At 69.3% G+C, this 23,927-nt stretch carries 24 protein-coding genes; 14 read left to right on the forward strand and 10 right to left on the reverse strand.

From position 1 onward, the window contains the following. The first annotated feature begins 13 nt into the window (after positions 1-13). A complete protein-coding gene (locus tag F1654_RS04410; RefSeq protein WP_199200448.1) occupies positions 14-661 on the forward strand; it encodes a peptidylprolyl isomerase in 648 nt (215 codons plus the stop codon). On the opposite strand, the gene F1654_RS04415 is transcribed toward F1654_RS04410, so the two are convergent. From F1654_RS04415 to F1654_RS04430, 4 genes are read right to left on the reverse strand one after another with little or no spacing between them, the layout of a single operon-like run. Further along, positions 658-1,677: an MraY family glycosyltransferase gene (locus tag F1654_RS04415; protein ID WP_150022261.1), complete on the reverse strand. Its 1,020-nt coding sequence runs from the start codon at positions 1,675-1,677 to the stop codon at positions 658-660. The two genes, F1654_RS04410 and F1654_RS04415, sit on opposite strands and share 4 nt — an antisense overlap. Next, the gene (locus F1654_RS04420) at positions 1,674-2,564 is read right to left on the reverse strand and encodes a 4-(cytidine 5'-diphospho)-2-C-methyl-D-erythritol kinase (RefSeq protein ID WP_150022262.1); all 891 of its coding nucleotides are present in this window, start codon (positions 2,562-2,564) and stop codon (positions 1,674-1,676) included. Before F1654_RS04420 ends, F1654_RS04415 begins: the two co-directional genes overlap by 4 nt. Then, positions 2,561-4,240: a tetratricopeptide repeat protein gene (locus tag F1654_RS04425; protein ID WP_150022263.1), complete on the reverse strand. Its 1,680-nt coding sequence runs from the start codon at positions 4,238-4,240 to the stop codon at positions 2,561-2,563. The genes F1654_RS04420 and F1654_RS04425 overlap by 4 nt, the downstream gene beginning before the upstream one ends. Positions 4,241-4,272: 32 nt before the next feature. Continuing rightward, complete coding sequence (locus F1654_RS04430; RefSeq protein WP_150022560.1) at positions 4,273-5,919, reverse strand: electron transfer flavoprotein-ubiquinone oxidoreductase; 1,647 nt, start codon at positions 5,917-5,919, stop codon at positions 4,273-4,275. A 168-nt stretch (positions 5,920-6,087) separates the two neighbouring features. Here F1654_RS04430 and F1654_RS04435 point away from each other — a divergent pair, with 168 nt between their 5' ends. Next, positions 6,088-6,912 (forward strand): uracil-DNA glycosylase, encoded by an 825-nt coding sequence (locus tag F1654_RS04435; RefSeq protein ID WP_150022264.1) that lies wholly within the window; start codon positions 6,088-6,090, stop codon positions 6,910-6,912. Here F1654_RS04435 and F1654_RS04440 read toward each other — a convergent pair. Further along, positions 6,881-7,480, reverse strand: a complete 600-nt coding sequence (locus F1654_RS04440) for a TIGR04282 family arsenosugar biosynthesis glycosyltransferase (protein WP_150022265.1) — start codon at positions 7,478-7,480, stop codon at positions 6,881-6,883. The genes F1654_RS04435 and F1654_RS04440 overlap by 32 nt on opposite strands. Beyond that, a complete protein-coding gene (locus F1654_RS04445) occupies positions 7,477-8,181 on the reverse strand; it encodes a TIGR04283 family arsenosugar biosynthesis glycosyltransferase (RefSeq protein WP_150022266.1) in 705 nt (234 codons plus the stop codon). Before F1654_RS04445 ends, F1654_RS04440 begins: the two co-directional genes overlap by 4 nt. 87 nt (positions 8,182-8,268) lie before the next feature. On the opposite strand from F1654_RS04445, the gene F1654_RS04450 reads away from it, so the two are divergent. After that, on the forward strand, positions 8,269-9,378 hold the full coding sequence (locus F1654_RS04450) for a PA0069 family radical SAM protein (protein ID WP_150022267.1): 1,110 nt from the start codon (positions 8,269-8,271) through the stop codon (positions 9,376-9,378). A 17-nt stretch (positions 9,379-9,395) separates the two neighbouring features. Here F1654_RS04450 and F1654_RS04455 read toward each other — a convergent pair whose 3' ends face one another. Beyond that, positions 9,396-9,791, reverse strand: coding sequence for a VOC family protein (locus F1654_RS04455; protein WP_150022268.1), 396 nt, complete (start codon positions 9,789-9,791; stop codon positions 9,396-9,398). A 137-nt stretch (positions 9,792-9,928) separates the two neighbouring features. On the opposite strand from F1654_RS04455, the gene F1654_RS04460 reads away from it, so the two are divergent. The 3 genes from F1654_RS04460 to F1654_RS04470 all read left to right on the forward strand — a co-directional run bounded on the left by F1654_RS04460 (position 9,929) and on the right by F1654_RS04470 (position 12,773). Then, positions 9,929-10,939 carry a glycerophosphodiester phosphodiesterase family protein gene (locus F1654_RS04460; protein ID WP_150022269.1) on the forward strand — a complete coding sequence of 337 codons (1,011 nt, stop codon included), beginning with the start codon at positions 9,929-9,931 and terminating at the stop codon, positions 10,937-10,939. Positions 10,940-10,978: 39 nt separating this feature from the next. Beyond that, a complete protein-coding gene (locus F1654_RS04465) occupies positions 10,979-11,608 on the forward strand; it encodes a ribonuclease HII (protein WP_150022270.1) in 630 nt (209 codons plus the stop codon). A 133-nt stretch (positions 11,609-11,741) separates the two neighbouring features. Beyond that, positions 11,742-12,773, forward strand: coding sequence for a site-specific DNA-methyltransferase (locus F1654_RS04470; RefSeq protein ID WP_150022561.1), 1,032 nt, complete (start codon positions 11,742-11,744; stop codon positions 12,771-12,773). Positions 12,774-12,780: 7 nt separating this feature from the next. Here the strand turns inward: F1654_RS04470 and mutY are convergent, their stop codons facing one another. Further along, entirely contained in the window at positions 12,781-13,872 is a 1,092-nt protein-coding gene (gene mutY, locus F1654_RS04475; RefSeq protein WP_150022271.1) for an A/G-specific adenine glycosylase, read from the reverse strand. A gap of 92 nt (positions 13,873-13,964) precedes the next feature. Between mutY and F1654_RS04480 the strand changes: the two genes are divergently transcribed. The 8 genes from F1654_RS04480 to F1654_RS04515 all read left to right on the forward strand — a co-directional run bounded on the left by F1654_RS04480 (position 13,965) and on the right by F1654_RS04515 (position 21,509). Further along, complete coding sequence (locus tag F1654_RS04480) at positions 13,965-14,555, forward strand: DUF721 domain-containing protein (protein ID WP_150022272.1); 591 nt, start codon at positions 13,965-13,967, stop codon at positions 14,553-14,555. Continuing rightward, positions 14,555-15,340 carry a thioredoxin domain-containing protein gene (locus F1654_RS04485; protein WP_150022273.1) on the forward strand — a complete coding sequence of 262 codons (786 nt, stop codon included), beginning with the start codon at positions 14,555-14,557 and terminating at the stop codon, positions 15,338-15,340. The genes F1654_RS04480 and F1654_RS04485 overlap by 1 nt, the downstream gene beginning before the upstream one ends. 48 nt (positions 15,341-15,388) lie before the next feature. Continuing rightward, positions 15,389-18,826, forward strand: coding sequence for a chromosome segregation SMC family protein (locus tag F1654_RS04490; RefSeq protein ID WP_150022274.1), 3,438 nt, complete (start codon positions 15,389-15,391; stop codon positions 18,824-18,826). A 121-nt stretch (positions 18,827-18,947) separates the two neighbouring features. Further along, a complete protein-coding gene (locus F1654_RS04495; RefSeq protein WP_150022275.1) occupies positions 18,948-19,259 on the forward strand; it encodes an AtpZ/AtpI family protein in 312 nt (103 codons plus the stop codon). A gap of 66 nt (positions 19,260-19,325) precedes the next feature. Continuing rightward, positions 19,326-20,105, forward strand: a complete 780-nt coding sequence (locus F1654_RS04500) for a F0F1 ATP synthase subunit A (RefSeq protein ID WP_150022276.1) — start codon at positions 19,326-19,328, stop codon at positions 20,103-20,105. 50 nt (positions 20,106-20,155) lie between these two features. Then, a complete protein-coding gene (locus tag F1654_RS04505; RefSeq protein WP_150022277.1) occupies positions 20,156-20,383 on the forward strand; it encodes a F0F1 ATP synthase subunit C in 228 nt (75 codons plus the stop codon). Positions 20,384-20,471: 88 nt separating this feature from the next. Beyond that, positions 20,472-21,011: a F0F1 ATP synthase subunit B family protein gene (locus F1654_RS04510; protein WP_150022278.1), complete on the forward strand. Its 540-nt coding sequence runs from the start codon at positions 20,472-20,474 to the stop codon at positions 21,009-21,011. Positions 21,012-21,014: 3 nt separating this feature from the next. After that, on the forward strand, positions 21,015-21,509 hold the full coding sequence (locus F1654_RS04515) for a F0F1 ATP synthase subunit B family protein (protein ID WP_150022279.1): 495 nt from the start codon (positions 21,015-21,017) through the stop codon (positions 21,507-21,509). 73 nt (positions 21,510-21,582) lie between these two features. On the opposite strand, the gene F1654_RS04520 is transcribed toward F1654_RS04515, so the two are convergent. Together F1654_RS04520 and F1654_RS04525 are read right to left on the reverse strand one after the other, a co-directional pair. Further along, positions 21,583-22,815, reverse strand: a complete 1,233-nt coding sequence (locus F1654_RS04520; protein WP_150022280.1) for a serine hydrolase domain-containing protein — start codon at positions 22,813-22,815, stop codon at positions 21,583-21,585. Beyond that, entirely contained in the window at positions 22,812-23,837 is a 1,026-nt protein-coding gene (locus F1654_RS04525; RefSeq protein WP_150022281.1) for an agmatine deiminase family protein, read from the reverse strand. Before F1654_RS04525 ends, F1654_RS04520 begins: the two co-directional genes overlap by 4 nt. Positions 23,838-23,927 lie beyond the last annotated feature (90 nt).

Here is a 23,927-nt window from a genome sequence, read left to right on the forward strand (position 1 = left end):
GGGAGACCTGCTCATGACCTTGCGCCTTCTCGCCCTGCCGCTGATCGCTGTGCTCGCCGCCTGCCAGAACCCTGCTGACGAAGGCGGCGCCGGCGTGACCGAAGAGACCCTGCCCAAAGCCGTGATCGAAACGGATATGGGCGAGATCCGCATCGTGCTGCACGCCGGCAAGGCGCCGGTGAGCGTGGCCAATTTCCTGGCCCATGTGGAGGCGGGCACGTTTGAAGGCGGGTCGTTCTACCGGGTGGTGCGCGATGACAATGACCGGCCCGATATCGAGAACCCGATGAATCTCATCCAGGGCGGCTGGGGGTTTGAGGGCCTGCCCGAAGCGCAAGGCATCGCCCATGAGAGCACGGACATGACCGGCCTGTCCCATGTGCGCGGCGCGGTTTCCATGGGGCGCTATGATGTGGGCACGGCGACCACCGAGTTCTTCATCATGCTCAATGACACGCCCGGGCTCGACGCCGGCCCGGACGGGCGCAATCCCGGCGACGAGGCGGGCTATGCCGTGTTCGGTCAGGTGGTGGAGGGGATCGAGATCGCCGAGGCGATCATGAATGGCGCCGCCGGCGGCCATGAGGGCGCGCCCGAAGGCTTCGCCCATCAATTCCTGACAGAGCCTGTGACCATCCGTTCGATCCGGCGCGTGCGCTAGCTCTGTGATCCGAGCGCCAGCCGTCCGGCCAGCATGTGCAGGACGGTGAGGATCGCGGTCCAGCCCCAGAACACAAGGAAGGGCGCGATGTCGGGCCCTTGCGCGGCGGCGAGCCCCGAGACCACGATCAGCACGCTCAGCCCGCCATAGGCCAGCGCAACGCGCCTGTGGCTCCAGCCTGCATCAATGAGGCGCTGATAGGCGTGCTCGCGATGGGCCATGAGCGAGAAGCGGCCATAACGCGCCCGGCGCAACAGGGTCAGAAGCACGTCGGCGAGAAACACCAGGATGAAGAGCGGCGCCAGCCACATCGATCCGGGCACGCCCTGCCCGGCCAGCGCCAGCGCGCCGCCCGCATACGCCGCCCCGGCGCCCAGCGCGCCCACATCGCCCGCAAACACTTTTGCCGGGGGCCAGTTGAACGCGGCGAAGCCTGCAAGACCTGCGGCCAGCGCGAAACCGATGATCACGCTGGCGTTGACGCCCGTGACCAGACCCGCCACCGCCAGCCCCAGGCTGGCCGGGATCATCACGGCGGGAAACATCCCGTCCGAGCCGTCCATGAAATTGACCGCATTGACCGCCACGAACACGAACAGGGCCGAGCCCGCCCATCCGAGCCAGAGCGGCAGGCCCAGGGCGATATCGCCGTCCAGCGGAATATGGGTCACCGGCCCGGCCATAGCGGCCACGGCGATGCACAGGAAGACGCTGGCGAGGAATTTGCCGGCCTCGCCCAGCGTGATCAGATCATCGGCGAACCCCATCACCGCAAACGCCGCCGCCAGGATGAGCAATCCCGCCAGCGGCCCGCCTGACAGCGCAAACGCGCTGGCCGCCAGCGCCCCGGCGCCCAGCCCGGCCATCACGCCCAGCCCGCCGGCGCGCGGCGTCGGCGCGCCATGACTGGAGCGCGCATTGGGCATGTCGAGCACGCCTGCGCGCCAGGCCAGCGCCGTCACGCCCGCACTGGCGATGAGGCTGGCGGCCAGGATTGAGAGGATCACCGCGATCACGCCGCGCCCCCGAAAGTCACCGGCGCCGCCGTCCAGTCCGGACGGGCGCGCTGGATCAGGCCGGCGCAGTGTTGCGCCGCATCCAGCGTCTCGAAAATGGCGAAACAGCTGGCGCCCGAGCCGGACATGCGCGCCAGGCGCGCGCCGGGCATCTCCCTCAGCAGCGCCAGCGCTTCTCCGATCACGGGGCGCAGCCTCAGCGCCGGCGCTTCCAGATCATTGCCCGAGGTCTCCAGCACGCGCAGCGCCCCCTCCAGCCCGCCTGCAGCGGGCAGGCCGCCCGGCGCCAGAGCGGCGGGGTTGTCCGCATCAAAGGCGGTGAACACGTCCCTGGTGGACAGCGCCGCGCCGGGATGCAGGATCAGGGCGGGCAGGGACGGCCAGGCGGCCAGCGGCGCGACCTGTTCGCCAATGCCGCTCATGCGCGATGCGCGGGCATGGACGCAGACCGGCACGTCCGCGCCCACCACCGAGCCGATTTCGGCCAGCTGACGCAGGGAGAAATCCAGCTCCCACAGCAAGGCCAGCGCCCTCAGGGCCGCCGCCGCGTCGGAGGATCCGCCCCCCAGCCCCGCCGCCACGGGCAGGCGTTTGACCAGGGTCAGCCTGGCGCCCAGCTCGCGCTGCCCCGCCGCAGCGCGCAGCGCCCAGGCGGCCTTGAGAACCAGGTTCTGGGTCTCGCCCGCCAGAGCGGACGCCCCTTCGCCCTCAATGGAAAGAGAGAGTCCCTCGCCCGGTTCGGCGATGACGGTGTCGCCCCAGTCAGCGAACACCACCAGCGAGTCCAGCGGGTGATAGCCGTCTGCGCGCGCTGCGCCGGCGCGCAGGGTCAGATTGACCTTGGCCGGCGCGAACGCTTCCACGCCCTCACGCATGGACAGGCTCATGACGCCTCCACCGGACCGGCCTCCAGGCCCAGCTCCAGGCGCCGGGCGAGCAAGGCGGCCAGATCGGCATCGGGGCCCAGCTCCAGGGCGCGCCGCCACTGGAAGCCCGCCTCCAGCACCCGGCCCGTCGCCGCATAGGCGTCGCCCAGATGCCAGTTGATCACCGGATTGTCCGGCGCGCGCTCGCTGGCGCGCTCCAGCCAGTCCACCGCCGCCTCGGGTTCGCCGGCGCGGAACAGGCCCCAGCCCATGGAATCGAGCAAGGCGGCGTTGTCCGGCTCCTGGGCCACGGCGCGCTCGACCATGGCCAGGCCTTCCTCGACCTGGCCCTCGACGATCAGGGAATAGCCCACATCATTGAGCACCGACGCCTCATCGGGCGCCAGTTCCAGCGCGCGCATCATCAAGGGCTCGGCCTCGCTCCAGCCCGCGCGCGACAGCCGGCAGCTGCCGGCCAGATAGAAATGGCGCCAGTCTGGCTCATCGCCCGCAGCTTCGGCCTCCTCGACCAGGGACAGATAGAGCGCTTCAGCCGCCTCGCACTCGCGCGAGGCCTGCAGAAGATTGGCCAGCAGTTCGCGCGCCGCAGGGGTGCGGGTGCGCCCGGCCATGGCGCGGGCGCGGTCGACAGCCTCCTGGCGCGCGCCGGTATCGAAATCGATCCAGGCCGCCGACGCGGCGGCGCGCTCGGCGAAAGGCCCCTCGCGCACCGAGGCGTAAGCCGTGCGCGCGGCGTCATCGATCCCCAGGGCCCGCAGCGCGTCAGCCACAGCCAGGGTATTGCGGTCAAAATCCGGATCGAGCCGCTGGGCCATGCGCATATAGAGGACGGGAACCTCCACCGGGGCATGAGACATCAACAGCTGGGCCGGGCCGTGCACCGCGCGCGCCGCCGCTTGCGGCGCAGCAGGAAAGCGCGGCGCCCGCCCGCCCGCCCGCACCCGCTCCAGCGCGGCGGCGACTTCAGGATCGCCATCCTGGCCTGACCGGGCGAGCTGGCGTTCATAGATCCGCCCGGCCTCGGACCGGCGCCCGCGCCGCTCCAGAAAGGCGCCCAGCAAAACGGTGGTGAAATTGCGCATGGACAGGGTCTGATCCGCCGCACGATAGGCCGCTTCAGCCCGGTCATACTCACCCGCGGCTTCCAGGATCAGGGCCTGATGGACCAGCAGATGGCCGGCCGCGCCCATCATCAGGTCATGGCTCCCGGCCGCGGCCGCCGCGGCGCTGGCGCGCCCGCGCGCGGCCAGGCGCCAGTCCTCCAGCATGGCCGCGATCATCTCGCCGAACGGGCCATAGCTTTCCTGGGGAAGGGCCGGGACGCGCGACCCGGCCAGCGCTGCAGACATCAGATAGAGACTGGCCACGCCCCCCGGCGCGCCATCGCGCACCGTACCGGGCGCCAGGCGGTCGGCGCGGGCGAAATCACCCGCCAGCAGGGCGCTGGAAAAGGCGCGGTCGGCGATCAGATCCAGGCCGGGCGCCTGGTCCAGCGCAGCGTCATAATAGGCCGCAGAGGCCTCGATATCGCGCATCTGCGCGGCATAGCGCGCCGACAGAAACGCGCCATAGGCCGATGGCGGAGCCTCATCATCATCAGGCGGCAGAAAGCGCGGCCCGCCCGCGCAAGCGGCGGCGGGCAGGGCCATGGCCAGGATCACGATCAGTGCGCGCATCGCGCCCGCGGAACGCTTGAACGCTCCACGCCTCACATATTGGGGTAATTGGGGCCGCCCGCGCCTTCAGGCGTGGTCCAGTTGATGTTCTGGTTCGGGTCCTTGATATCGCACGTCTTGCAGTGGACGCAGTTCTGGGCGTTGATCACGAAGCGCGGCTCGCCGCTCTTTTCATCGGCCACCCACTCATACACCGCCGCCGGGCAATAGCGCGCCGAGGGGCCGCCATACACATCCAGCTCGCTGGCTTTTTGCAGATCCGCATCGGCAAGCCGGAGGTGAATGGGCTGGTCCTCTTCATGATTGGTGTTGGAGATGAACACCGAGGACAGGCGGTCGAAGGTCAGCACGCCATCCGGTTTGGGATACTCGATCGGCTTGCAATCGGCGGCCGGTTTGGTGGCCGCATGGTCCGGCCCGCCATGCTTGAGCGTGCCAAAGAAGGAGAAGCCGCCAAACATGTGGGTGGTCCACATCTCAATCCCGCCCAGCGCCACGCCGATCACCGTGCCGAATTTCGACCAGAGCGGCTTGACGTTGCGCACCTTTTTCAGCTCGGCGCGCACCCAGCTCTTTTCATAGGCGCTTTCATAGGCCTCCAGCGTGTCGTGGGCGCGGCCTTCCTTGAGCGCCCCGGCCACAGCCTCAGCGGCCATCATGCCGGTCTTCATGGCGTTATGGCTGCCCTTGATTCGCGGCACGTTCACAAAGCCCGCCGAACAGCCGATCAGCGCGCCGCCAGGGAAGGCGAGCTTGGGCACGGACTGGAACCCGCCCTCGGTGATGGCGCGCGCGCCATAGGACAGGCGCTCGGCGCCCTCGAAGATGGGGGCGATGTCGGGATGGGTCTTGAAGCGCTGGAACTCGCCGAAGGGGAACAGGTGCGGGTTCTTGTAATTGAGGTGCACCACAAACCCGACCGCGACCAGATTGTCGCCGAAATGATAGAGGAAGGAACCGCCGCCGGTCTCGTTATCCAGCGGCCAGCCCATGGTGTGCTGGACACGGCCCTTGTGGTGGTTCTCCGGCTTGACGCGCCAGAGCTCCTTCATGCCCAGCCCGTATTTCTGCGGCTCGCTGTTGGCGTCCAGGCCGTAGAGCTTGATCAGCTCTTTGGACAGGCTGCCGCGCGCGCCCTCCCCGATCAGGGTGTAGCGGGCGCGCAGCTCCATGCCGGGCTGATAGGCGTCCTTGGGCTGGCCGTCGCGCCCCACGCCCATATCGCCGGTGATCACGCCTTTGACCACGCCGTCTTCCTCGATGAAAGACGCCGCCGGGAAGCCGGGATAGATCTCCACGCCCAGCGCTTCGGCCTTGTCGCCCAGCCAGCGGCACACATTGGCCAGCGAGCCCACATAGCAGCCGTGATTGTGCATGAAGGCCGGCATGGAAAAGCTTGGAATGGTGGCCGAACCGGCTTCGCCCAGCAGGATGAACTTGTCCTCGGTCACTTCCGTGTCGAAGGGCTGGGACGGATCGTCGCGCCAGTCGGGGATCAGCTCGTCGAGGGCCTTGGGATCGAACACCACGCCCGACAGGATATGGGCGCCGACCTCGGAGCCTTTTTCAATCACCGCCACCGAGACGTCCTGACCGCTCGCTTCAGCGGCCTGTTTCAGCCGGATCGCTGCGGCCAGGCCCGCCGGGCCGGCGCCCACGATGACGACGTCGTATTCCATGGATTCGCGCTCGATGGTCTGTTCGGCCACACTCGCCTCCCGCTGCTGTTCATGCCGGGGGCGCAGCGCAATCGCTGGCGCGCGCCCCTAACCCGTCTTAGCCTAGGGTTTCCCTGTGAGCTAGGGCGAACCCCGCCCTTGCGCCACTTCGCCTGCAGAGCCCGTCCCATGACCGCCGCGCTGAGCCCTGAAGACATCCGTGTGCTCAAGAGCCTCACACAATGGTGGGAGCAGGCGGGCGTGGACGTGCTGGGCCCGCCGCCCGGCACCCGCCCCGCCCGGCGACAGGAGCCCGCCAGCGAACCCGCCCCGCGCCGGGCGCGCGAAGAGCCCGCGCCGCGCGCCACGCCCGCCGCGGCGCGCGCAGCCGGATTCGGAGCCCCGCCGCCCGGCGAGGACGCGCGCAAGCTGGCGGCGGGCGCCGATAGCCTCGAGGCGCTCAGGGCCGCGCTGGAGGCCTATGAGGGCTGCCCGCTGAAAGCCACCGCCACCCGGCTGGTCTTCGCCCGCGGCAATCCGGGCGCGCGCCTGATGATCGTGGGCGAGGCGCCCGGGCGCGAGGAGGATATGGAGGGCCAGCCCTTTGTCGGGCGCTCGGGCCAGCTTCTGGACCGCATGCTGGGCGCCATCGGGCTGGGGCCGGAGGACTATTACATCTCCAACGCCGTGTTCTGGCGCCCGCCGGGCAATCGCAAGCCCACCGATGTGGAGATCGAGGCCTGCCGCCCCTTCGCCGAGCGCCATATCGCCCTGGCCGCGCCGGATGTGGTGGTGTTCGCCGGCGGCATCGCCGCCCAGACCTTCCTGCGCGCCAGCGCCGGCATCACCGCCCTGCGCGGGCGCTGGAGCGAATTTGCGCCCGAAGGCGGCGCGCCGGTCCCGGCCCTGCCCATCTACCACCCCGCCTTCCTCCTGCGCCGCCCGCAGGAAAAGGCGCGCGCCTGGGAAGACCTGCTGAGCCTCAAGGCGAAGCTGGACGGTTCTGACGCCTGAGATCGCCCGCCTCATCCACATCGGCCAGCGCGCGCAGGCGCGCAACGCTGAGGCCATGAGCCGCCAGGCGCGCTTCCAGATCGCTGAGCGTTTGCGCATGCGACCAGCGCACGCCCTCAAAAAGCCCGCGCGGCGCCGGGGCGTTGAGGGCGAGGAGCCAGTAGCCGCCATCCAGCGCCGGGCCGGTCACCGCGTCATGGCGTTTGAGCGCCTTGAAGGCGCTGGCGATATCGGCGCGCGTCACGTCCGGCGCATCTGACCCGATCACGCAGACCGGCCCGCGCCCTGAAAAAACACGCGCCTGCCGCGCGCCCAGATCGCCAGGCCCTTGGGCGCGGCGCTTCACGCCCGGCGGCCAGACACCCGGGAAACATCGTTTCAAGGCTGCGTCCGGCGCCACAGCCAGCACCGTGTCCCAGCGCCGGTCAGCCAGGCGGCGCATCAGGCGCGCGGTCATGGCGCGGTAGAGGCGCCAGGCGCTGACCTTGCCGATGCCGCGCGCCAGGCGCGTCTTGGCGCCGCCGATCACGGGCGCCTTGGCGAAGATCACCAGAACCGGCCGGGTCATCGGCGATAGGCAGCGGCGAGCCGGCCCGGATCCGCGCCCATGAAATAACGCGCCAGCAGCACCAGATTGCGCCGCGAGCGGCGGCCATAGCCTTCAGCGCGGAATTTCGCCGCACTGGTCACCGCCGCGCTGTGCAGCGGCTCAAGGCGTGCGCGCGTGATGCGCCGGACGAGGTCCACATCCTCAAACAGGGGCATGGGCTTGTAGCCACCCAGCCGGTCATAGAACCCGGCATTGATCACCAGCGCCTGATCGCCATAGGGCAGCGCGAACAGCTGGCAGCGCAGGCGCACCGCCGCTTCCAGACGGCGCGCGGCGGGGCTCATGTCATCGAGCGCAAAGCGGAAATAGCCCGCCCGGTCGCGCCCGGCATGGCGCGCCATGAAGGCCTTGGCCTCGCGCGCCCAGCCCGGCTGCATCACCGTGTCGGCATGCACGAACATGAGCCAGTCATCGGCTGTGATCTGCCCGCGCGCCGCTCCAGCCCCCGCCGCCAGCTGCGCGCCCCGGCCCTGCGCGCCCGTGACGATGGCGCAGCCGGCCTTGCGCGCGATATCCAGCGTTGCGTCGCTCGATCCGCCATCGGACACGATCACCGGCCCGAGATATCCCAGGCGCTGCGCCGGCGACAGGCTGGCCAGCGCCGCAGGCAGGCCCGCAGCGGCGTTCAGGGTGGGAATGACGACCGCCAGACGGGACATGACCGCCAGCTTGAACCGCGCCGGCGCCCCTCTGTCAACCCGATTTTGTTCTTGATCTGTTCCAGTGCGTGCGGCAGGCTTGAGCCCATGAACGCCCGCTTCACCCCCGCCCGCGCCTCTGCGCCCCTGCCCGAGCCCTTGCGACCACGCGGGCGCGGGGCGGCGTCCAACGATGCCGGACGCTATGAGCGCGAAACGCGCGCGCCGGTGGATGATGGCTGGACCGGCGCCGAAGCGGCCGCGCCGAAGCTGCGCACCACGCTGATCCGCGACAATGCGCGCTCCATCATCACCCGCAATGACAGCCCGGACATCAGCTTCGACCACTCGGTCAATCCCTATCGCGGCTGCGAGCATGGCTGCGTCTACTGCTTCGCCCGCCCCAGCCACGCCTATTGGGGCTATTCGGCGGGGATCGATTTCGAAAGCCGGATATTCTTCAAGCCCGGCGCGCCGGACCTGCTGGCCGCCGCCTTCCGCAAGCCCGGCTACCGGCCCGAACCCATCCTCATCGGCGCCAATACCGACGCCTACCAGCCCGTGGAGCGCCAGCTGCGCCTGACCCGGCGGCTGCTGGAAACCTGCCTTGAGTTCCGCCACCCGGTCAGCGTCATCACCAAATCGGCCGGGATCGTGCGCGATCTCGACATACTGGGCGACCTGGCCGCACAGGGCCTGGCCAAAGCGGCGGTCTCGCTGACCACGCTGGACGCGGAACTCGCCCGCACCCTGGAGCCGCGCGCCGCCACGCCCCGGCGCCGGCTGGACGCCATACGCGCGCTGACCGGCGCCGGCGTGCCGGTGACGGTGATGACCGCGCCCATCATTCCCGGGCTCAATGACCATGAGATCGAGGCGCTGATCGAGGCCGCCGCCGGGGCCGGGGCGCGCCAGGCCGGCTATGTGCTGCTGCGCCTGCCGCTGGAGGTGCGCGATCTGTTCAGGGACTGGCTCGACATCCACCGCCCCAATGCGGCCGCCAAGATCATGAGCCTCATCCGCCAGACCCGCGGCGGCAAGGATTACGATGCGCGCTGGCATGTGCGCGGCGTGGGCGAAGGCCCGGTCGCCGCCCTGATCGCCACGCGCTTCCGCGCCGCCATCCGCCGCCATGGCCTGGACACCCCGCGCCTCGCCCTTCGCACCGATCTGTTCCGCGTTCCACCCGAGGACAGCGCGCAGATGAGTTTGTTTTGAGGGCTCCGCCCCGCCCCTCAGGCGTGGACGGGCTGCCAGAGCTCGATCTTGACCCCGTCCGGGTCCATCACCCAGGCGAAGCGGCCATAGGGATAGTCTTCCGGCTCCCCGATGAGCGCCACGCCGTGGCTGGCGAGCCGGGCCATGACCGCGTCGAGATCATCGACCATGAGATTGATCATGACCGGGTGGGGTGAAGGGTCGAAATAGGTGGTGTCGGCATTGAAGCGGGCGAAGATGGTGCGCGCGCCGTCCCGCCAGGCCTCGGCGCTGGCGGTATGGCGGAAGTCGAACTCGCCATACTCGTTGCGCTCCAGCCCCAGCGCCTGGGCATACCAGCGGCGCGTCGCCTCGGGATCGGCCGATTTCACGAACACCCCGCCCACGCCCATCACCCGGCCCTGCCCCGCCATCATCGCCTCCCTGTGTTCACCCGTCCAGCCTGCCACATAAAACGCGTTCCGGCGATCATTGCCCTTGCAGCGGAGCGCGCCTCATTACGGGCGCAAACCCCGGCAAACTCACCGGTCAAATCACCGGGGAGCGATAGATGAAGATTCACCACGCGATTATTGGCGCCGTCATCCTCGCCGCCGGCGGCGTCTATCTCAACAACGCGTCCTGGCTGGCGCCTGCGCCTGACAGGCTGGAGTTAATGGCGCACCGGGGCGTCTATCAGCAGTTCAGCCGTGAAGGCCTGACCAACGAGACCTGCACCGCCGCCCAGTCCCTGCCTTCGGGCCACAGCTATCTCGAGAACACGCTGGCCTCGATGGCCGCCGCCTTTGAATACGGCGCCGATATCGTCGAGTTCGACATTCACGCGACCAGTGATGGCGATTTCATCGTCTTTCATGACTGGACGCTGGAGTGCCGCACCAATGGAAGCGGGCGCACGCGCGACCATAGCGTTGATAAGCTCAAACAGCTTGATATCGCTTACGGATACACGTTCGACGGCGGCGAAACCTTTCCGCTCAGAGGCTCAGGCTACGGGCTGATGCCAACACTGGGCGAGGTGCTGGAGACATTTCCCGAGCGCCGCTTCCTGGTCGACATCAAGAGCAATCAGGCCAGCGAGGCTGACCGCCTGCACGCCTGGCTCGAAGCGCATCCCGGCGCCAATCCGGACCGCCTGATGGTGATCGCCGGGCCGCGCGCCGCCGAGCGTCTCAATGCGCTGCGGCCGGACATGACCGCGTTCTCCAAACAACAGGTCATGACCTGCATGAGGCGCTATATGCTGCTGGGCTGGAGCGGGTATGTGCCGCGCGCCTGCCATGACGGCTTTGCGGGCGCGCCCGTCAATATGACGTGGATGCTCTGGGGATGGCCGAACCGTTTCATCGCCCGGATGGAGGCGGTCAACACCCCGGTCTTCATCGGCGGAGAAACAGACATCACCCGGCCTCAGAATGTCGGCCTTGACGATCCCGCAAGCCTCGGCGCCCTGCGGCGCAATTTTCGTGGCGGCATTATCACGGACAGGATCGAGCTGATCGGACCGGCTGTACGCGAACGATGGCCGGACAACCCGCCTGCAGACGCGCGCGCGGATTGATCTTTGCAGCCCCGCTCCGGCGGCGCTATCAAGCCCGCCATGACGTCTTCCCTCCCCCTCATCGCCGGCCCCCTCATCGCCGGCGTGGACGAGGCCGGGCGCGGGCCGCTGGCCGGGCCGGTGGCCGCCGCCGCCGTGATCCTGCCGGAGGGCTTCTCCGCACTGGATGCACTCGACGATTCCAAAAAGCTCACAGCAAAGCGGCGCGCGGCGCTGGCGGCGGTGATCCGGGCCGAAGCCATTGTGTCAGTCGCCCTGGCCGAGCCGGCCGAGATCGACCGGCTCAACGTGCTCCACGCCAGCCTCGCGGCCATGGCGCGCGCCGTGGCGGGCCTGTCGCAAAAGCCGGACATGATCCTCATTGACGGCAATCAGCTGCCGCCGGGCCTGGCCGCGCCCGCCCGCGCGATTGTCGGCGGCGACGCCAGCGAGCCGGCCATCGCTGCAGCCAGCATCATCGCCAAGACCACCCGCGACGCGCTGATGGCGGATGCGGACTTGCGGTTTCCCGGATACGGCTTCGCCGGCCACAAGGGCTATCCCAGCGCCGCGCACCGCGCCGCCCTTGAAGCGTTAGGCCCCTGCCCCATCCATCGGCTAAGCTATGGCCCTGTGCAGGGCGCGCTCCAGGCGCGCGGCTTTGCGCAGCATGCGATGAATCGCGCTTAACCAACGGGTAAGCCGGACTGATTCATCCCTGTGCGCGTGATGAATTTTTCAATGCGGGGCGAAACCGGTGTCAGGCGCAGACAAAAACAATCTCCCGGCTGACCAGGTTCTGGTCGGCGATTGCGTGGAGGTGATGGCGGACCTGCCTGACGAGAGCGTCGATCTCGTCTTCGCCGATCCGCCCTATAATCTCCAGCTGGGCGGCGATCTGCACCGGCCGGACAATTCGCGCGTCGACGCCGTCGATGACGACTGGGACCAGATCGGCGATTTCGACGATTACGACCTGTTCTCCTGCGCCTGGCTGGAACAGGCCCGCCGCGTGCTCAAGCCCGATGGCGCGCTGTGGACCATCGGCAGCTATCACAATATTTTCCGCGTCGGCGCGTTTCTTCAGGACATGGGCTTCTGGATCCATAATGACGTGATCTGGCGCAAGTCCAACCCGATGCCCAATTTCAAGGGCACGCGCTTCACCAACGCCCATGAGACGCTGATCTGGGCGGGCAAGACCAAGGCTTCGCGCGTCACCTTCAACTATGCCGCCATGAAGGCGCTCAATGACGGGGTGCAGATGCGCTCCGACTGGACGCTGGCGATCTGCGCCGGGGGCGAGCGGCTGAAAACCGGCGATGGCCGCAAGGCCCATCCCACCCAGAAGCCCGAGGCGCTGTTGCACCGCGTGCTGCTGGCCACCTCCAATCCCGGCGACATCATCCTGGACCCGTTCTTCGGCACGGGCACCACCGGCGCGGTGGCGCGCAAGCTTGGCCGGCGCTTTATCGGCATCGAGGCCGATGCGGGATACGCCGACATCGCCCGCCGGCGCATCGCGGCGATCAGCCCGGCGGCGGACGCGGACCTGAAAGTCACCCAGTCCAAGCGCGCCTTGCCGCGCATCCCGTTCGGGGCGGTGGTGGAGGCAGGGCTCCTGAAGCCCGGCGATACGCTCTATTGCGCCCAAGGCCGGCGCACGGCGCGGGTGCGTCCTGACGGCACGGTGGCCGCAGGCGGCGAGACCGGCTCGATCCACCAGATGGGCGCCCATGTCCAGGGCGCGCCGGCCTGCAATGGCTGGACCTTCTGGCATGTGCGCCAGTCGGGGCAACTCGCCCCCATCGACGTGCTGCGCGCGCGCATCCGCGCCGAGATGGAAGGCGTCTGAGCAGGCCTCACCCCAGCGCGGCGCGCACAGCTTTTTTCATCACACTGGGCAGACCGGACGCCGAGAGCGGCTCGGCGGGAACCCAGCGCCCGTGCGCGTCCGGCCCGCGCCAGCCTTTCGGGGCGCGCGCGGCATAAACCGTCAGCTCCAGCGCAAAATGGGTGAAGACGTGGGACACCCCGCTGGCCTTGCGCCAGTTCAGCGCTGCGGGCGCTGCGGCGTCCCGTGAGGGCAGCGCCCCCACATCCTCCAGCCACTCACTGCCCGGCGTTTCCAGCATGCCGCCCAGCAAACCCTTGTCAGGCCGGGGCCGCACATACACCTCACGACGGCCTGCGCCGCCGCGCAGGATGACGAAGGCCAGCCCATGGCGCACGGGCTTGGGTTTCCTGACCGGCTTGACCGGATAGCGCAAAGGATCGCCTTGCGCCCGCGCCGCGCAGGCCCGGGCCCAGGGACATGTCCCGCAGGACGGGTTCTTGGGCGTGCACACGGTCGCGCCCAGGTCCATGATGGCTTGCGCATAATCGCCCGGGCGGTCCGGATCGGCGAGCCGGGACGCTTCTTTTCGGATGGCCGGCTTGGCGGAGGACAGCGGCGCCTCCATGGCGAACAGGCGGGTGATCACCCGCTCCACATTGCCGTCCACCACGCTGGCGGGCAGGTCAAAGGCGGCGGCGCGGATCGCATTGGCGGTGTACTCGCCAATCCCGGGAAGGGCGCGCAAGCCGTCAAGATCGCTGGGGAAACGCCCGCCCAGCTGGGACGCCACCATCTGCGCGCAGGCGTGCAGATTGCGCGCCCGGGCGTAATAGCCCAGCCCCGCCCACTCCCGCATCACATCCTCGCGCGGGGCGTCAGCCAGGTCTTCGATGCGCGGCCAGAGCTGCAGGAAGCGCGCCCAGTAGGGCGCGGCATGAGGCACGGTGGTCTGTTGCAGCATGATTTCCGACAGCCAGACGGCGTACGGGTCGGGCGCCACGCCGCGCGCCCGGTCTTCAGGCCGCACCCGCCAGGGCAGGGTCCGGCCCTGGCGGTCATACCACTCGAGGAGCGCTGCGCGCAGGGCGGGCGCGTCACCGCGCAGGGCCGGGGTCATGACGGGTTCACGAGAGGCGGCCTCATTACAAATCTCCAGCGCGCGCAGGCGCACGCTTGCCAGCGCGCCGGACGGGAGCGATCCTGACCAACATGAAACGTCCGCCCCCTCCGTCAAGCGGCGCGCGCCGCCTGATCCGCCCCGGCGACGGGCAGGCGGAGGCCGAGGCGTGGGCCTGGGCCCAGCGCCATCGCGGGCGCCCGGCCATCGCCCCGCCGCCTGCAGTATCGCGCGCGCTGGCCAAAGTGCTCAAACCCCTGGCGGTCCATCACGGGCCGGGCGTGAGCGAGCTGGCCGAGCACTGGGCGGAGATTGTCGGCGCACCGCTGGCCGCCCATTCGCGCCCGGAGAAGATGCAGGCCGGCGCGGGCGGGCTGACCCTGGTGGTGCGCGCGCGCGGCCCCGCCGCGGCGCTGGTGGAGGCGCAATCGGCGCGCATTCTGGAGCGCGTGGCGCGCTATGCCGGGCGCGCGCCAAAGCGTTTGCGCATCGTGCAAGGGCCGCTGGCGGGGCTGGCGCCCGCCGCGCCCCGGCAGAGCCAACGCCCTGCGGCGCCGTCAGGTCTGGACACTGAGGCCCAAAGCCTTGATAGGATCATGGCTGAATTCCAGCGCGCGGTGGAGGAACGCGAGGGCGTCCGCATCGGACCCGCCCCGGCGCCGCGCCCGAAGGGAGATGAGTGATGGGTGTGATATCACGCATGTTCGCCACTGCGGCGCTCGCCGCCGGACTGGTGCTGACAGGCTGCGGAAACGGGTCGTCCGACGGCCGGTCCGCATTCGAGCGCGAGGGCGATTTCGCCAAGGGCCGTCCGGACGCGCCGCTCACCTTCATCGAATACGCCTCCACCGCCTGTCCGGCGTGCGCCTATTTCCACGCCGAGGGCAAGCCGGTCATCGACCGGTATGTGGCCGACGGCACAGTGCGCTACGTGTTCCGCGAATTCATCACCGGCCTGCCTGCGCTGGCCACGCCTGGCTTCATGCTGGCGCGCTGCGCGCCGGAAGAGCGCTATTTCGACGTGCTGGACCTGCTGTTTTCCCAGCAACAGACCCTGGTCGCCGCCATCCAGCAGGGCCGCGGCCAGCAGCAATTTCGCATCATCGCGCGCACGGCGGGGCTGTCTGACGCCGAGTTCCAGGCCTGCATGAATAATGACGAGATCTTCCAGGCCGTGACGGACGCCAATAACCGCGCCAGCCGCGAAGGCATTCGCGGCACGCCGACCTTCATCATCAATGGCGTGACGCTGGAAGCGATCGACTCGCCCGACGGACGCCTGACCTCCGCCCGTCACCCGGTTCAGGTGTTCGCCATCAATGGCCGGCCCATCAGCGATGATCAGGGCATTATTGATCAGGATTTCGACGCTGACACGACGCAGCGAATCATCGCCTACTTTCTGGCTCGCGAAGGTGTGGAGGCTCAAGCAGACACGCCTGAGCCTGCGGATGGGGACGCCGGTTAGACCCTTAAAGCCCGTCAAGGGCGGGCGGCGGCGTGATCGGAGGGTGTGGTGAAGTTCACCCAGTTGCGCCTGGCCGGCTTCAAGTCGTTCGTCGACGCGGCAGAGCTGCGCATTGATCCCGGCCTGACCGGGATCATCGGGCCCAATGGCTGCGGCAAATCCAACCTGCTGGAAGCCCTGCGCTGGGTGATGGGCGCCACCTCGGCCAAGTCGCTGCGCGGCGGCGGCATGGAAGACGTGATCTTCGCCGGGACCGACTCGCGCCCGGCCCGCGACCGGGCCGACGTCACCCTGACCGTGGACAATAGCGCGCGCACCGCGCCGGCCCGCTTCAATGACGCCGACATCCTGCAGGTCGTGCGCCGCATCACCCGCGGCAAGGGCTCGGACTATTCCATCAATGGCGAGGAGGTGCGCGCCAAGGACGTGCAGCTCCTGTTCGCCGATGCGGGCACGGGCGCCAACTCGCCCGCCCTGGTGCGCCAGGGCCAGATCAGCGAGCTGATCAGCGCCAAGCCGGAAAACCGCCGCCGGGTGCTGGAGGAAGCTGCGGGCGTGGCCGGCCTGCGCGCGCGCCGGCGCGAGGCGCAGCTGCGCCTGACCGCCGCCGAGGCCAATCTCGCCCGGCTGCAGGAGATCGTCGACGATCTCGCCGGGCGGCACGCCAGCCTGCAGCGTCAGGCCCGCCAGGCCGGACGCTATCGCGAGCTGTCGGTCACCATCCGCCAGTATGAGAGCCTGTTATGGCTGCGCCGCTGGAGCGAGGCGAGCGAGGCCGTCGCCGCTGCTGAAGCGGCTTTGGCCGAAGCAGCGGTGTCCGCCGACGCCGCCATCCGCACCGCATCGCAAGCCTCCGTCGCCGCTGAAACCGCTGCAGCGCGCGTCCAGCCCCTGCGTGAAAGCGAAACCGAAGCCGCCGCGGCCTTGCGTCTGGCCGAACGCACGCGCGACCAGCTGGACCGGGATGTGGAGGCGGCGCGCCAGGACATCACCCGCCTGACCGCCCGGCTTGACGAGCTGCGCGCCAGCGAGGCGCGCGAAGCCGAGCTGCATGAGGAAGCGCGCACCGCGCTGGGGCGGCTGAAAAGCCAGATGTCGGGCCTGCGCGAGCAGGCGGGCGCGGACGGCCCGGCCCAGGCGCGCGCCGAAGCCGCGCTGAGCGATGCCGACGCCACCCGCTCCAGGGCCGAAGCCGAGCTGGACAAGGCGTCAACCGCCTGCGCCGAGGCGCGCGCGCGCCGCCAGGGCGCCCGCCGGGACGCCGAACAGGCTCGCGAACGTGCGCTGAAGCTGGACCGCGAAGCCCAGTCCGCCCGCGCAGCGCTGGAGGCGGCGGGCGCCGATGGCGGACCGGATATCGAGGCGCTGGAAGCGTCCACGCGGGGCCTGTCCGAAACGCTCGACGCTGCGCGCACCGCGCTGGAGACGGCGGAGGCGGGCGTGGCGCAGCTGCGCGCCCAGGCCGGCGAAGCGCGCGACGCCGCAGGCGAGGCGCGCGCCGAGGCCGCCGCCCTGCAACGCGAACAGGCCAGCCTGGAGCGCCTGCTGGCGGGCGGCGACACGGCTGCGCGCGCCCTCGATCAGGTCAGCGCGGACGCGGGCTTTGAACAGGCGCTGGCCGCGGCGCTGGGCGAGGATCTCGATGCGGGACTGGAAGCCGGCGCGGCCCGGCGCTGGACCGGGGATGGCGTGAACGCCGCCGCCCTGCCCGAAGGCGCCAGGCCGCTGATCGATCATGTGCGCGCGCCGGACGCGCTGGCCCGGCGCCTGGCCGCGATTGGGGTGGTGGAGGAGGCCGATCTGGACCGGCTGGCCGCCGGGCTTCAGCCCGGCCAGCGGCTTGTCACCCAAACCGGCGCCCTGCGCCGCTGGGATGGCTATGCGGCCAATGCCGGGGCGCCCTCGCCTGCCGCGGTGCGTCTGGAAACCCTCAATCGTCTCGCCGCCCTTGGGCCCCAGGCCGAGGCGGCGCGCGCGCACGCCTCGGCGCTGGAAGCTGAGGCGGGCGCGGCGCGCGAAGCGGTCGCGGACGCCGAACGCGGCGCGGCGCGCGCGCGCGCTGGCGCCAGCGAGGCCGAAACCGCCCTGCGCCAGGCCGAACAGGCGCTGTCATCGGCGCGCACCGAAGCCGCGCGCGCCGAGGCGCGCCGGGCCGGACTGGCCGAAACCCTGGCCAGCGCCGAAGCGCGCCTGGAAGCGGCCCAGGCTGACGCTACCGCTGCGCAAGCCGCCGAAGCGGCCGCGCTGGACGAGGATGACGGACTGGAAGCGCTGGAGGCGGCGCGCGCGAAAGCCGAGCGCGCGCGCGGCGCCGCTGCGGACGCGCGCGCGGCGCTGGAAACCGTCAAGCGCGAGGCGCAAGGCCGGCGTCACCGCCTCGCCTCGCTGGAGCGTGAAACCGCTGACTGGGCGCGGCGCGAGGCCGATGCCGGCGCAAGGCGCGCAGCGCTCAACACCCAGATCGAAGAGACGCAAACCGCCCTGGAATCCGCCCGCACCCGCCCTGATGAGCTGGAGGCGCGGCGTCCCGCCCTTCTTGACGCCCTGTCTGAAGCCGAAACCGCCGCGCGGGCGGCGCGCGATCAGGTGGCGCAAGCCGAAGGCGCCCAGCGCGAAGCCGATTCGGCGCTGCGTCAGGCTGAAGCCGCCTCCGCCGCCGCGCGCGAGGCCCGCGCCGGGGCGGACGCCCGCCTGGCCGGCGCGCGCGAACGCCTGGACGACGCCGCGGCGCGGCTGGCCGACGCCACCGGCGCTGCGCCTGCAGATCTGGCCGCCCAGACCGCGGAGAGCGAGTTCAACGCCCTGTCCAGCCAGGAGCTGGAGCGGCGCCTGGATGAAGCGCGCCTGGCCCGCGAGCGGCTGGGCGCGGTCAATCTGCGCGCCGACGAGGAGGCGGGCGAGCTGGAAGCCGAGCGCGCGCGCCTGGCCGCCGAGCACGATGATCTGGTGGAAGCGGTGGCGCGCCTGCGCAAGGCGGTGGACGCCCTGTCGCGCGAAGGCCGCGCGCGCCTGCTGGAGGCCTTCGAAGTGGTCGACCGCCACTTCCAGACCCTGTTCGCCACCCTGTTCGGGGGCGGGCGCGCCGAGCTGGCGCTGACCGAAAACGACGATCCGCTGGAAGCGGGGCTGGAAATCTACGCCTGCCCGCCGGGCAAGAAGATGGAGACCATGAGCCTGATGAGCGGCGGCGAACAGGCGCTGACCGCCACGGCGCTGATCTTCGCGGTGTTCCTGGTCAATCCCGCCCCTGTGTGCGTGCTCGACGAGGTCGATGCGCCGCTGGACGACGCCAATGTGGACCGCTTCTGCACCATGCTCGAAGAAATGCGCTCCATGACCGACACCCGTTTCCTGGTGATCACCCACAATCCGGTGACCATGAGCCGGATGGACCGCCTGTTCGGGGTGACCATGGGCGAACGCGGCGTCTCGCAGCTGGTCTCGGTGAACCTGCGCACGGCCGAAGCGATGCTGGCGGCCGAGTAGGCCAAAAACTACTTGTTTTTCAATATGAAAGCAATGCGCTCGCCTTGCTTGACAGGGTATAGGCCCGCTTATAGGGTGCGCGCGCCTGACGGGGAGGTCTCCGGCGGGCCCATGGTCACTGATGTCCCGCCAAGACAATCCGATTCCGCACCACGCTGACCGCGACGATTTCGACCGACGGCTGAACGCCAAGATCGAGGAACGGCGCGCCAGAGACGTCAAGAAGGAAGCCTCCGGCTGGAGCCAGGGCTTGCGCTACGGATCGGAGTTTCTGGGCGGGGTGATCACCGGCGCAGCGCTCGGCTTTATCGTCGACTGGCTGGCGGGATGGTCGCCTTGGGGGCTTGTGACCGGAATGATGCTGGGTTTCGCGGCGGGCACTTTGAATATGGTGCGCGCCGTGCGTGAGATGAACCGGAAAGACGGCGCCTGAGGCGCCCGGCCGGTTTGCAAGTGAAGCAAGGGGCGCTGCGCGCGTCCGGGACGGAAAGGGCGGGGCGTGGCCGACGCGACTAACCCGATCAAGCAATTCGAAATCCATCCCATCGCCGAACTGACGGTGGGCGGACTGAATCTGTCCTTCACCAATTCCAGCTATTTCATGGTGGTCTCGGTGATCATGATCACCGGGCTGTTGTCGCTGGCCATGTCCAAGCGCGCCCTGGTGCCGGGCCGCGCGCAATCAGTGGCCGAGCTGCTCTATGAGTTCGTGGCCGGCATGATCCGCTCCACGGCGGGCGATGACGGGCTGAAATTCTTCCCCTTCGTGTTCACCCTGTTCGCCTTCATCCTGATGGGCAACATGCTGGGCATGATGCCCTTTTTCCCCGCGCCGGACTTCCACGGCTTCACCTTCACCAGCCATCTCATCGTCACGGTGGGTCTGGCCATGACGGTGATGACCATCGTGGTGGGCTACGGGATTTGGAAGAACGGGTTCAAATTCCTCAAGCTGTTCGTGCCTTCGGGCGTGCCTGCGCCGCTCTATCTGATCGTGACGCCGATCGAGATCATCTCCTTCCTGTCGCGTCCGGTCAGCCTGTCGGTGCGTCTGTTCGCCAATATGCTGGCGGGCCATATCCTGCTGAAAGTGTTCGCCGGCTTCATCGTCATGCTCGGCGCCGCGGGCGCGGGCTGGGCCGTGGTGGGCGTGCTGCCGCTGTTCATGGTGGTGGCGCTGACCGCGCTGGAACTGCTGGTGGCCTTCCTTCAGGCCTATGTGTTCGCCGTTCTCACTTGCATCTATCTCAGCGACGCGCTCCATCCGGGGCATCACTAGCGTCGCGATCTCATCCTCAACCGCATCGTAATCTTCAAGGAGCGTAAGACATGGAAGCGGAAGCCGCAAAATACATCGGCGCGGGCCTGGCCTGCCTGGGCATGCTCGGCGCGGCCGTTGGCGTGGGCAATATCTTCGGGTCCTATCTGCAGGCCGCCATTCGCAACCCGGGCGCAGCCCAGGGCCAGTTCGGCAACCTGATCTTCGGCTTCGCCGTGACCGAAGCCATGGGCATCTTCTCGCTGCTGATCGCCCTGCTGCTGCTGTTCGCGGTCTAGGCCGCGCACTGACTGAACGCTCCGGCCGGGAGGCGCATCGCGCCTTCCGGTCCGCCGCGTGACCCCTGTCGGTCAAGGGAGACGCCCCGTGCTGGCGCAAGACACCGCTATCGAAACGGACGCCTATGCAGGCGGCGATGCATTCCCGCCGCTGGACCCGACCTATTTCGCCTCCCAGCTGTTCTGGCTGGCGATCAGTTTCGCCGTCCTGTATTTCCTGCTCTCGCGTTTCATCCTGCCGCGCATTGGCGGGGCCATCGAGGAGCGCCGCGACCGCATCGCGGACGATCTGGACGCTGCATCCCAGATGCGCGACCAGGCCGACGAGACGGTGAAGGCCTATGAAAAGTCGCTGGCGGACGCGCGCGCGCGCGCCCAGTCCGTGGCGGCCTCGGCCAAGGCGGAAGCCGATGCGGACATCGCCGAAGCCGTGCGCGAGGCCGATGCGCGCCTGGACGCCCAGCAAGCCGAATCCGAGGCGCGCATCCGCGCGGCCCGCGACAAGGCCCTGAAAGAAGTGCGCAAGATCGCTGCGGGCGCCGCAGCGGACATCACCACCCGGCTGGCCGGGCTGGACGTGGCCCAGGCCGACGCCGAAAAGGCCGTCGACGCGGCCCGCAAGGGGTAAGCCATGAGCTATCTTCTCGGTGACACCAGTTTCTGGGCCCTTATCGGCCTGATCGGCTTCTTCGCCATCGTCTTCTACATGGGTGCCCACAAGGCGGTCGGAAAGGCGCTGGACGACCGGGCCGAGAAAATCCGCGGCGAGCTGGACGAGGCCCGCCGCCTGCGCGAGGAAGCCCAGGAAATGCTGGCCTCCTACGAGCGCAAGCATGCCGAGGCCGCCGAAGAGGCCGAGCAGATCATCAAGAAGGCCCGCTCCGAGGCCGAATATCTGCGCGAGCAGGCCCAGGCCGAGATCGCCGAGCGCATCGAGCGGCGCACCGCCCTGGCCGAGCAGCGCATCGCCCAGGCCCAGGCCCAGGCCGCCAAGGAAGTCAAAACCCTGGCCGCCGATCTGGCCGTGGACGCCGCGCGCGAGCTGTTGTCTGGCGGGCTGACCAAACCCCAGCGCACCAAGCTGCTCAAGGCCGGGATCGAGGACGCGAAAGAGCGCCTGAACTGATCACGCCCGAAGCCACGCAATCAAAGCCCGCCGCGCTGACGCCGGCGGGCTTTTTCGTGTCTGACGTCAGGGATCAGTTGCGGATCTGGTCGATCCAGTCGCCCGGCCCGTCGCCGGTGCGCAGATCCATCACGGTGGGCCACAGCCGCCAGGGCGCGCGCCCGTCGGAATTCCACAGCCCGATGAAGGCGAAGCCGGTCTCGGGCTCCATCACGATCTGGGCGCCATAGCCTGAAAGATAGCCCGCATGGGCGATCAGGCGCCGGTCGCCCCAGTGATAGATGCGCCAGCCCATGCCGTAATGGGTCTCGCTGATGCGCTCGGCCACGCCGCCCAGCCCGCGCGTCTCGCGCAAGGTGGGCGTGAAGGGCGTGAAGACCCGCGCCTTGACCGCCTCGGGCAGACCGCCCTCCTCCTCGGCACGCAGATGGGCCTGAACCCAGGCGATCAGGTGATTGAGGCTGACCGTCACCGAGGCGGCGCTGGGCACGGCGTCATAATTGGACCGGGGATTGCCGGGCGCATCGATGATGCGCGACCAGCCGCGATGAGGCGCCGCCCAGCTGGGCGCAGCGGTCAGGCCGGCCACCCCGACGCCCGCATCGGGCAGGCCATAGGGCTCGAAAATCATCTGCCGCAGGGCCGCCTCATAGCTCAGCCCCGTGGCCTCCTCGATCAGATGCTCCAGCGCGGAGAAGGCGACGTTCTGATAGGTGTAGCAAGAGCCCACAGCGCACACCAGATCCACATCGGCCAGCTGGGCGCGCGCATGCGCGCCGCTGCGTCCGTCCTGGATCAGCGTGTCATAGGCGTTGCGCGGCAGGCCGGTGCGGTGGGTGACGATCTCCAGCCAGGTGGGCTGGCGCGGCGATTTCAGACGCAGCAGGCGTGAGGGAACCGTGCGGTTGAGATCAGCCCGGCCCTCATGCTCCAGCAGGGCCAGCATCACGCCGGTAAAGCCCTTGCTCAGCGAGGCGGCGCGAAACTGGGTGTCCGCCGTGACCGGCTCGCCCGACCCGGCCGAGGTTTCGCCCGAGGTGTAGATCAGCACCGGCTCGCCGTTCTCGATCACGGCGATCGCCATGCCCACCGTGCGGGTGAAGCCCGCCGCCTGTTCCAGGCGCGTCATCAGCGGCTCGAAATAGTCCAGGGCCGGCAGGTCGATGTCCGGCGCGGCTGCGGCGCTGGCGGCGCTGGCGGCGCCGGCCAGCTCAGGCATGGCCGAGCCCGCATCGCCCTGCACGCCGGGATCATCAGCGCCCAGCATCAGCGCAGCGCCCAGGGCCATCGCCAGATATGCGCTCATGACACCGTTTCCCTCAGCCAGGGTTCGTTACAGGTGACGCAGTGAAAAGACCCTCCGCCCGTCAAGATAGCATTGGACGCGCTGGCGGCAATGGCGCGCTCGGGACAGGCGGCCTGAAGCGCGCGCACCGCGGCGGCGCCGTGCTCATTATAGACCGGGACCACCAGCTGGCGCGGCCCGGCGATCCAGTTCATGTGCGAAGCCGCCGCCGGCCCGCCCTCTATATGCTCGACAAAGCCCGGCGAGGGGATGCGCACGACTTTCAGCGGGCGCCCGCCCGCGTCGCGCGCGCTGTCCAGCTGGCGGGCGATGGCGTCGAGCACGTCTGTATTGGGATCATCGCCGCCTGTGGGCGCCTGGCACGCCACCACGCCGGGGCGCAGGAAGCGGGCGATATTGTCCACATGACCGTCGGTATGGTCCCCGGCCAGCCCTTCATCGATCCAGATCACATTGGTGACGCCGAACAGGCGGGCGAGCTCGGCCTCCACCTGGGCTTCGGTCCAGCCGGGATTGCGATTGGAATTGAGCACGCACTGGCGGGTGGTGATGACGCTGCCCGCCCCGTCAAACTCCAGCGCCCCGCCCTCGCAGACCAGGCGGCTCGTCACTTCGCGCGCGCCCGCCGTGCGGGCGATGTCCGCGCCGATGCTGGCGTCGCCGGGCAGGTCGTACTTGCCGCCCCAGCCATTGAACGTCATGCGCACGGCCTGGAGCCCGCCTGGGCCCGTCACGAAGACCGGCCCGGTATCGCGCGCCCACACATCGCCATAGGCGGCCTCGATGATGCGCGCAGACGGCATGCGCGCCCGGACGTCAGCGGCGGCGTCAGGCGTGGCGGCGTAGATGATGATGTCAGGCGCAGCGCCGTCCGCGCCGGGCGCAGCGGCCAATGTCAGAAACCGGGCGAACTCGGCGCGCGCAGGCTCGAGATCGTCCTCCCACAAATCTTCAGCCGCCGGCCACAGCGTGTGAATGGCGCGCTGGGGTTCGAACTCGTGCGGCACGCGCAAGGCCGTCATGGCGGTCTCCGGTAAGGCTGGCGAGAAGGATCCCATCACGCCTAGCACGCAAGGGTTAAAAGAAAAGGGGCGGCTCTTGCGAGCCGCCCC

The organism is Alkalicaulis satelles (assembly GCF_008630495.1).
Classification (GTDB): Bacteria; Pseudomonadota; Alphaproteobacteria; order Caulobacterales; family Maricaulaceae; genus Oceanicaulis; species Oceanicaulis satelles.

Excerpts from the sequence above, each read along its gene's own strand:
- F1654_RS04410 (WP_199200448.1), top strand. The coding sequence starts at position 14 with ATGACCTTGCGCCTTCTCGCCCTGCCGCTGATCGCTGTGCTCGCCGCC.
- F1654_RS04420 (WP_150022262.1), bottom strand. The coding sequence starts at position 2,564 with ATGAGCCTGTCCATGCGTGAGGGCGTGGAAGCGTTCGCGCCGGCCAAG.
- F1654_RS04425 (WP_150022263.1), bottom strand. The coding sequence starts at position 4,240 with ATGCGCGCACTGATCGTGATCCTGGCCATGGCCCTGCCCGCCGCCGCT.
- F1654_RS04430 (WP_150022560.1), bottom strand. The coding sequence starts at position 5,919 with ATGGAATACGACGTCGTCATCGTGGGCGCCGGCCCGGCGGGCCTGGCC.
- F1654_RS04435 (WP_150022264.1), top strand. The coding sequence starts at position 6,088 with ATGACCGCCGCGCTGAGCCCTGAAGACATCCGTGTGCTCAAGAGCCTC.
- F1654_RS04440 (WP_150022265.1), bottom strand. The coding sequence starts at position 7,480 with ATGACCCGGCCGGTTCTGGTGATCTTCGCCAAGGCGCCCGTGATCGGC.
- F1654_RS04445 (WP_150022266.1), bottom strand. The coding sequence starts at position 8,181 with ATGTCCCGTCTGGCGGTCGTCATTCCCACCCTGAACGCCGCTGCGGGC.
- F1654_RS04450 (WP_150022267.1), top strand. The coding sequence starts at position 8,269 with ATGAACGCCCGCTTCACCCCCGCCCGCGCCTCTGCGCCCCTGCCCGAG.
- F1654_RS04455 (WP_150022268.1), bottom strand. The coding sequence starts at position 9,791 with ATGGCGGGGCAGGGCCGGGTGATGGGCGTGGGCGGGGTGTTCGTGAAA.
- F1654_RS04460 (WP_150022269.1), top strand. The coding sequence starts at position 9,929 with ATGAAGATTCACCACGCGATTATTGGCGCCGTCATCCTCGCCGCCGGC.
- F1654_RS04465 (WP_150022270.1), top strand. The coding sequence starts at position 10,979 with ATGACGTCTTCCCTCCCCCTCATCGCCGGCCCCCTCATCGCCGGCGTG.
- F1654_RS04470 (WP_150022561.1), top strand. The coding sequence starts at position 11,742 with ATGGCGGACCTGCCTGACGAGAGCGTCGATCTCGTCTTCGCCGATCCG.
- mutY (WP_150022271.1), bottom strand. The coding sequence starts at position 13,872 with ATGACCCCGGCCCTGCGCGGTGACGCGCCCGCCCTGCGCGCAGCGCTC.
- F1654_RS04480 (WP_150022272.1), top strand. The coding sequence starts at position 13,965 with ATGAAACGTCCGCCCCCTCCGTCAAGCGGCGCGCGCCGCCTGATCCGC.
- F1654_RS04485 (WP_150022273.1), top strand. The coding sequence starts at position 14,555 with ATGGGTGTGATATCACGCATGTTCGCCACTGCGGCGCTCGCCGCCGGA.
- F1654_RS04495 (WP_150022275.1), top strand. The coding sequence starts at position 18,948 with ATGTCCCGCCAAGACAATCCGATTCCGCACCACGCTGACCGCGACGAT.
- F1654_RS04505 (WP_150022277.1), top strand. The coding sequence starts at position 20,156 with ATGGAAGCGGAAGCCGCAAAATACATCGGCGCGGGCCTGGCCTGCCTG.
- F1654_RS04515 (WP_150022279.1), top strand. The coding sequence starts at position 21,015 with ATGAGCTATCTTCTCGGTGACACCAGTTTCTGGGCCCTTATCGGCCTG.
- F1654_RS04520 (WP_150022280.1), bottom strand. The coding sequence starts at position 22,815 with ATGAGCGCATATCTGGCGATGGCCCTGGGCGCTGCGCTGATGCTGGGC.
- F1654_RS04525 (WP_150022281.1), bottom strand. The coding sequence starts at position 23,837 with ATGACGGCCTTGCGCGTGCCGCACGAGTTCGAACCCCAGCGCGCCATT.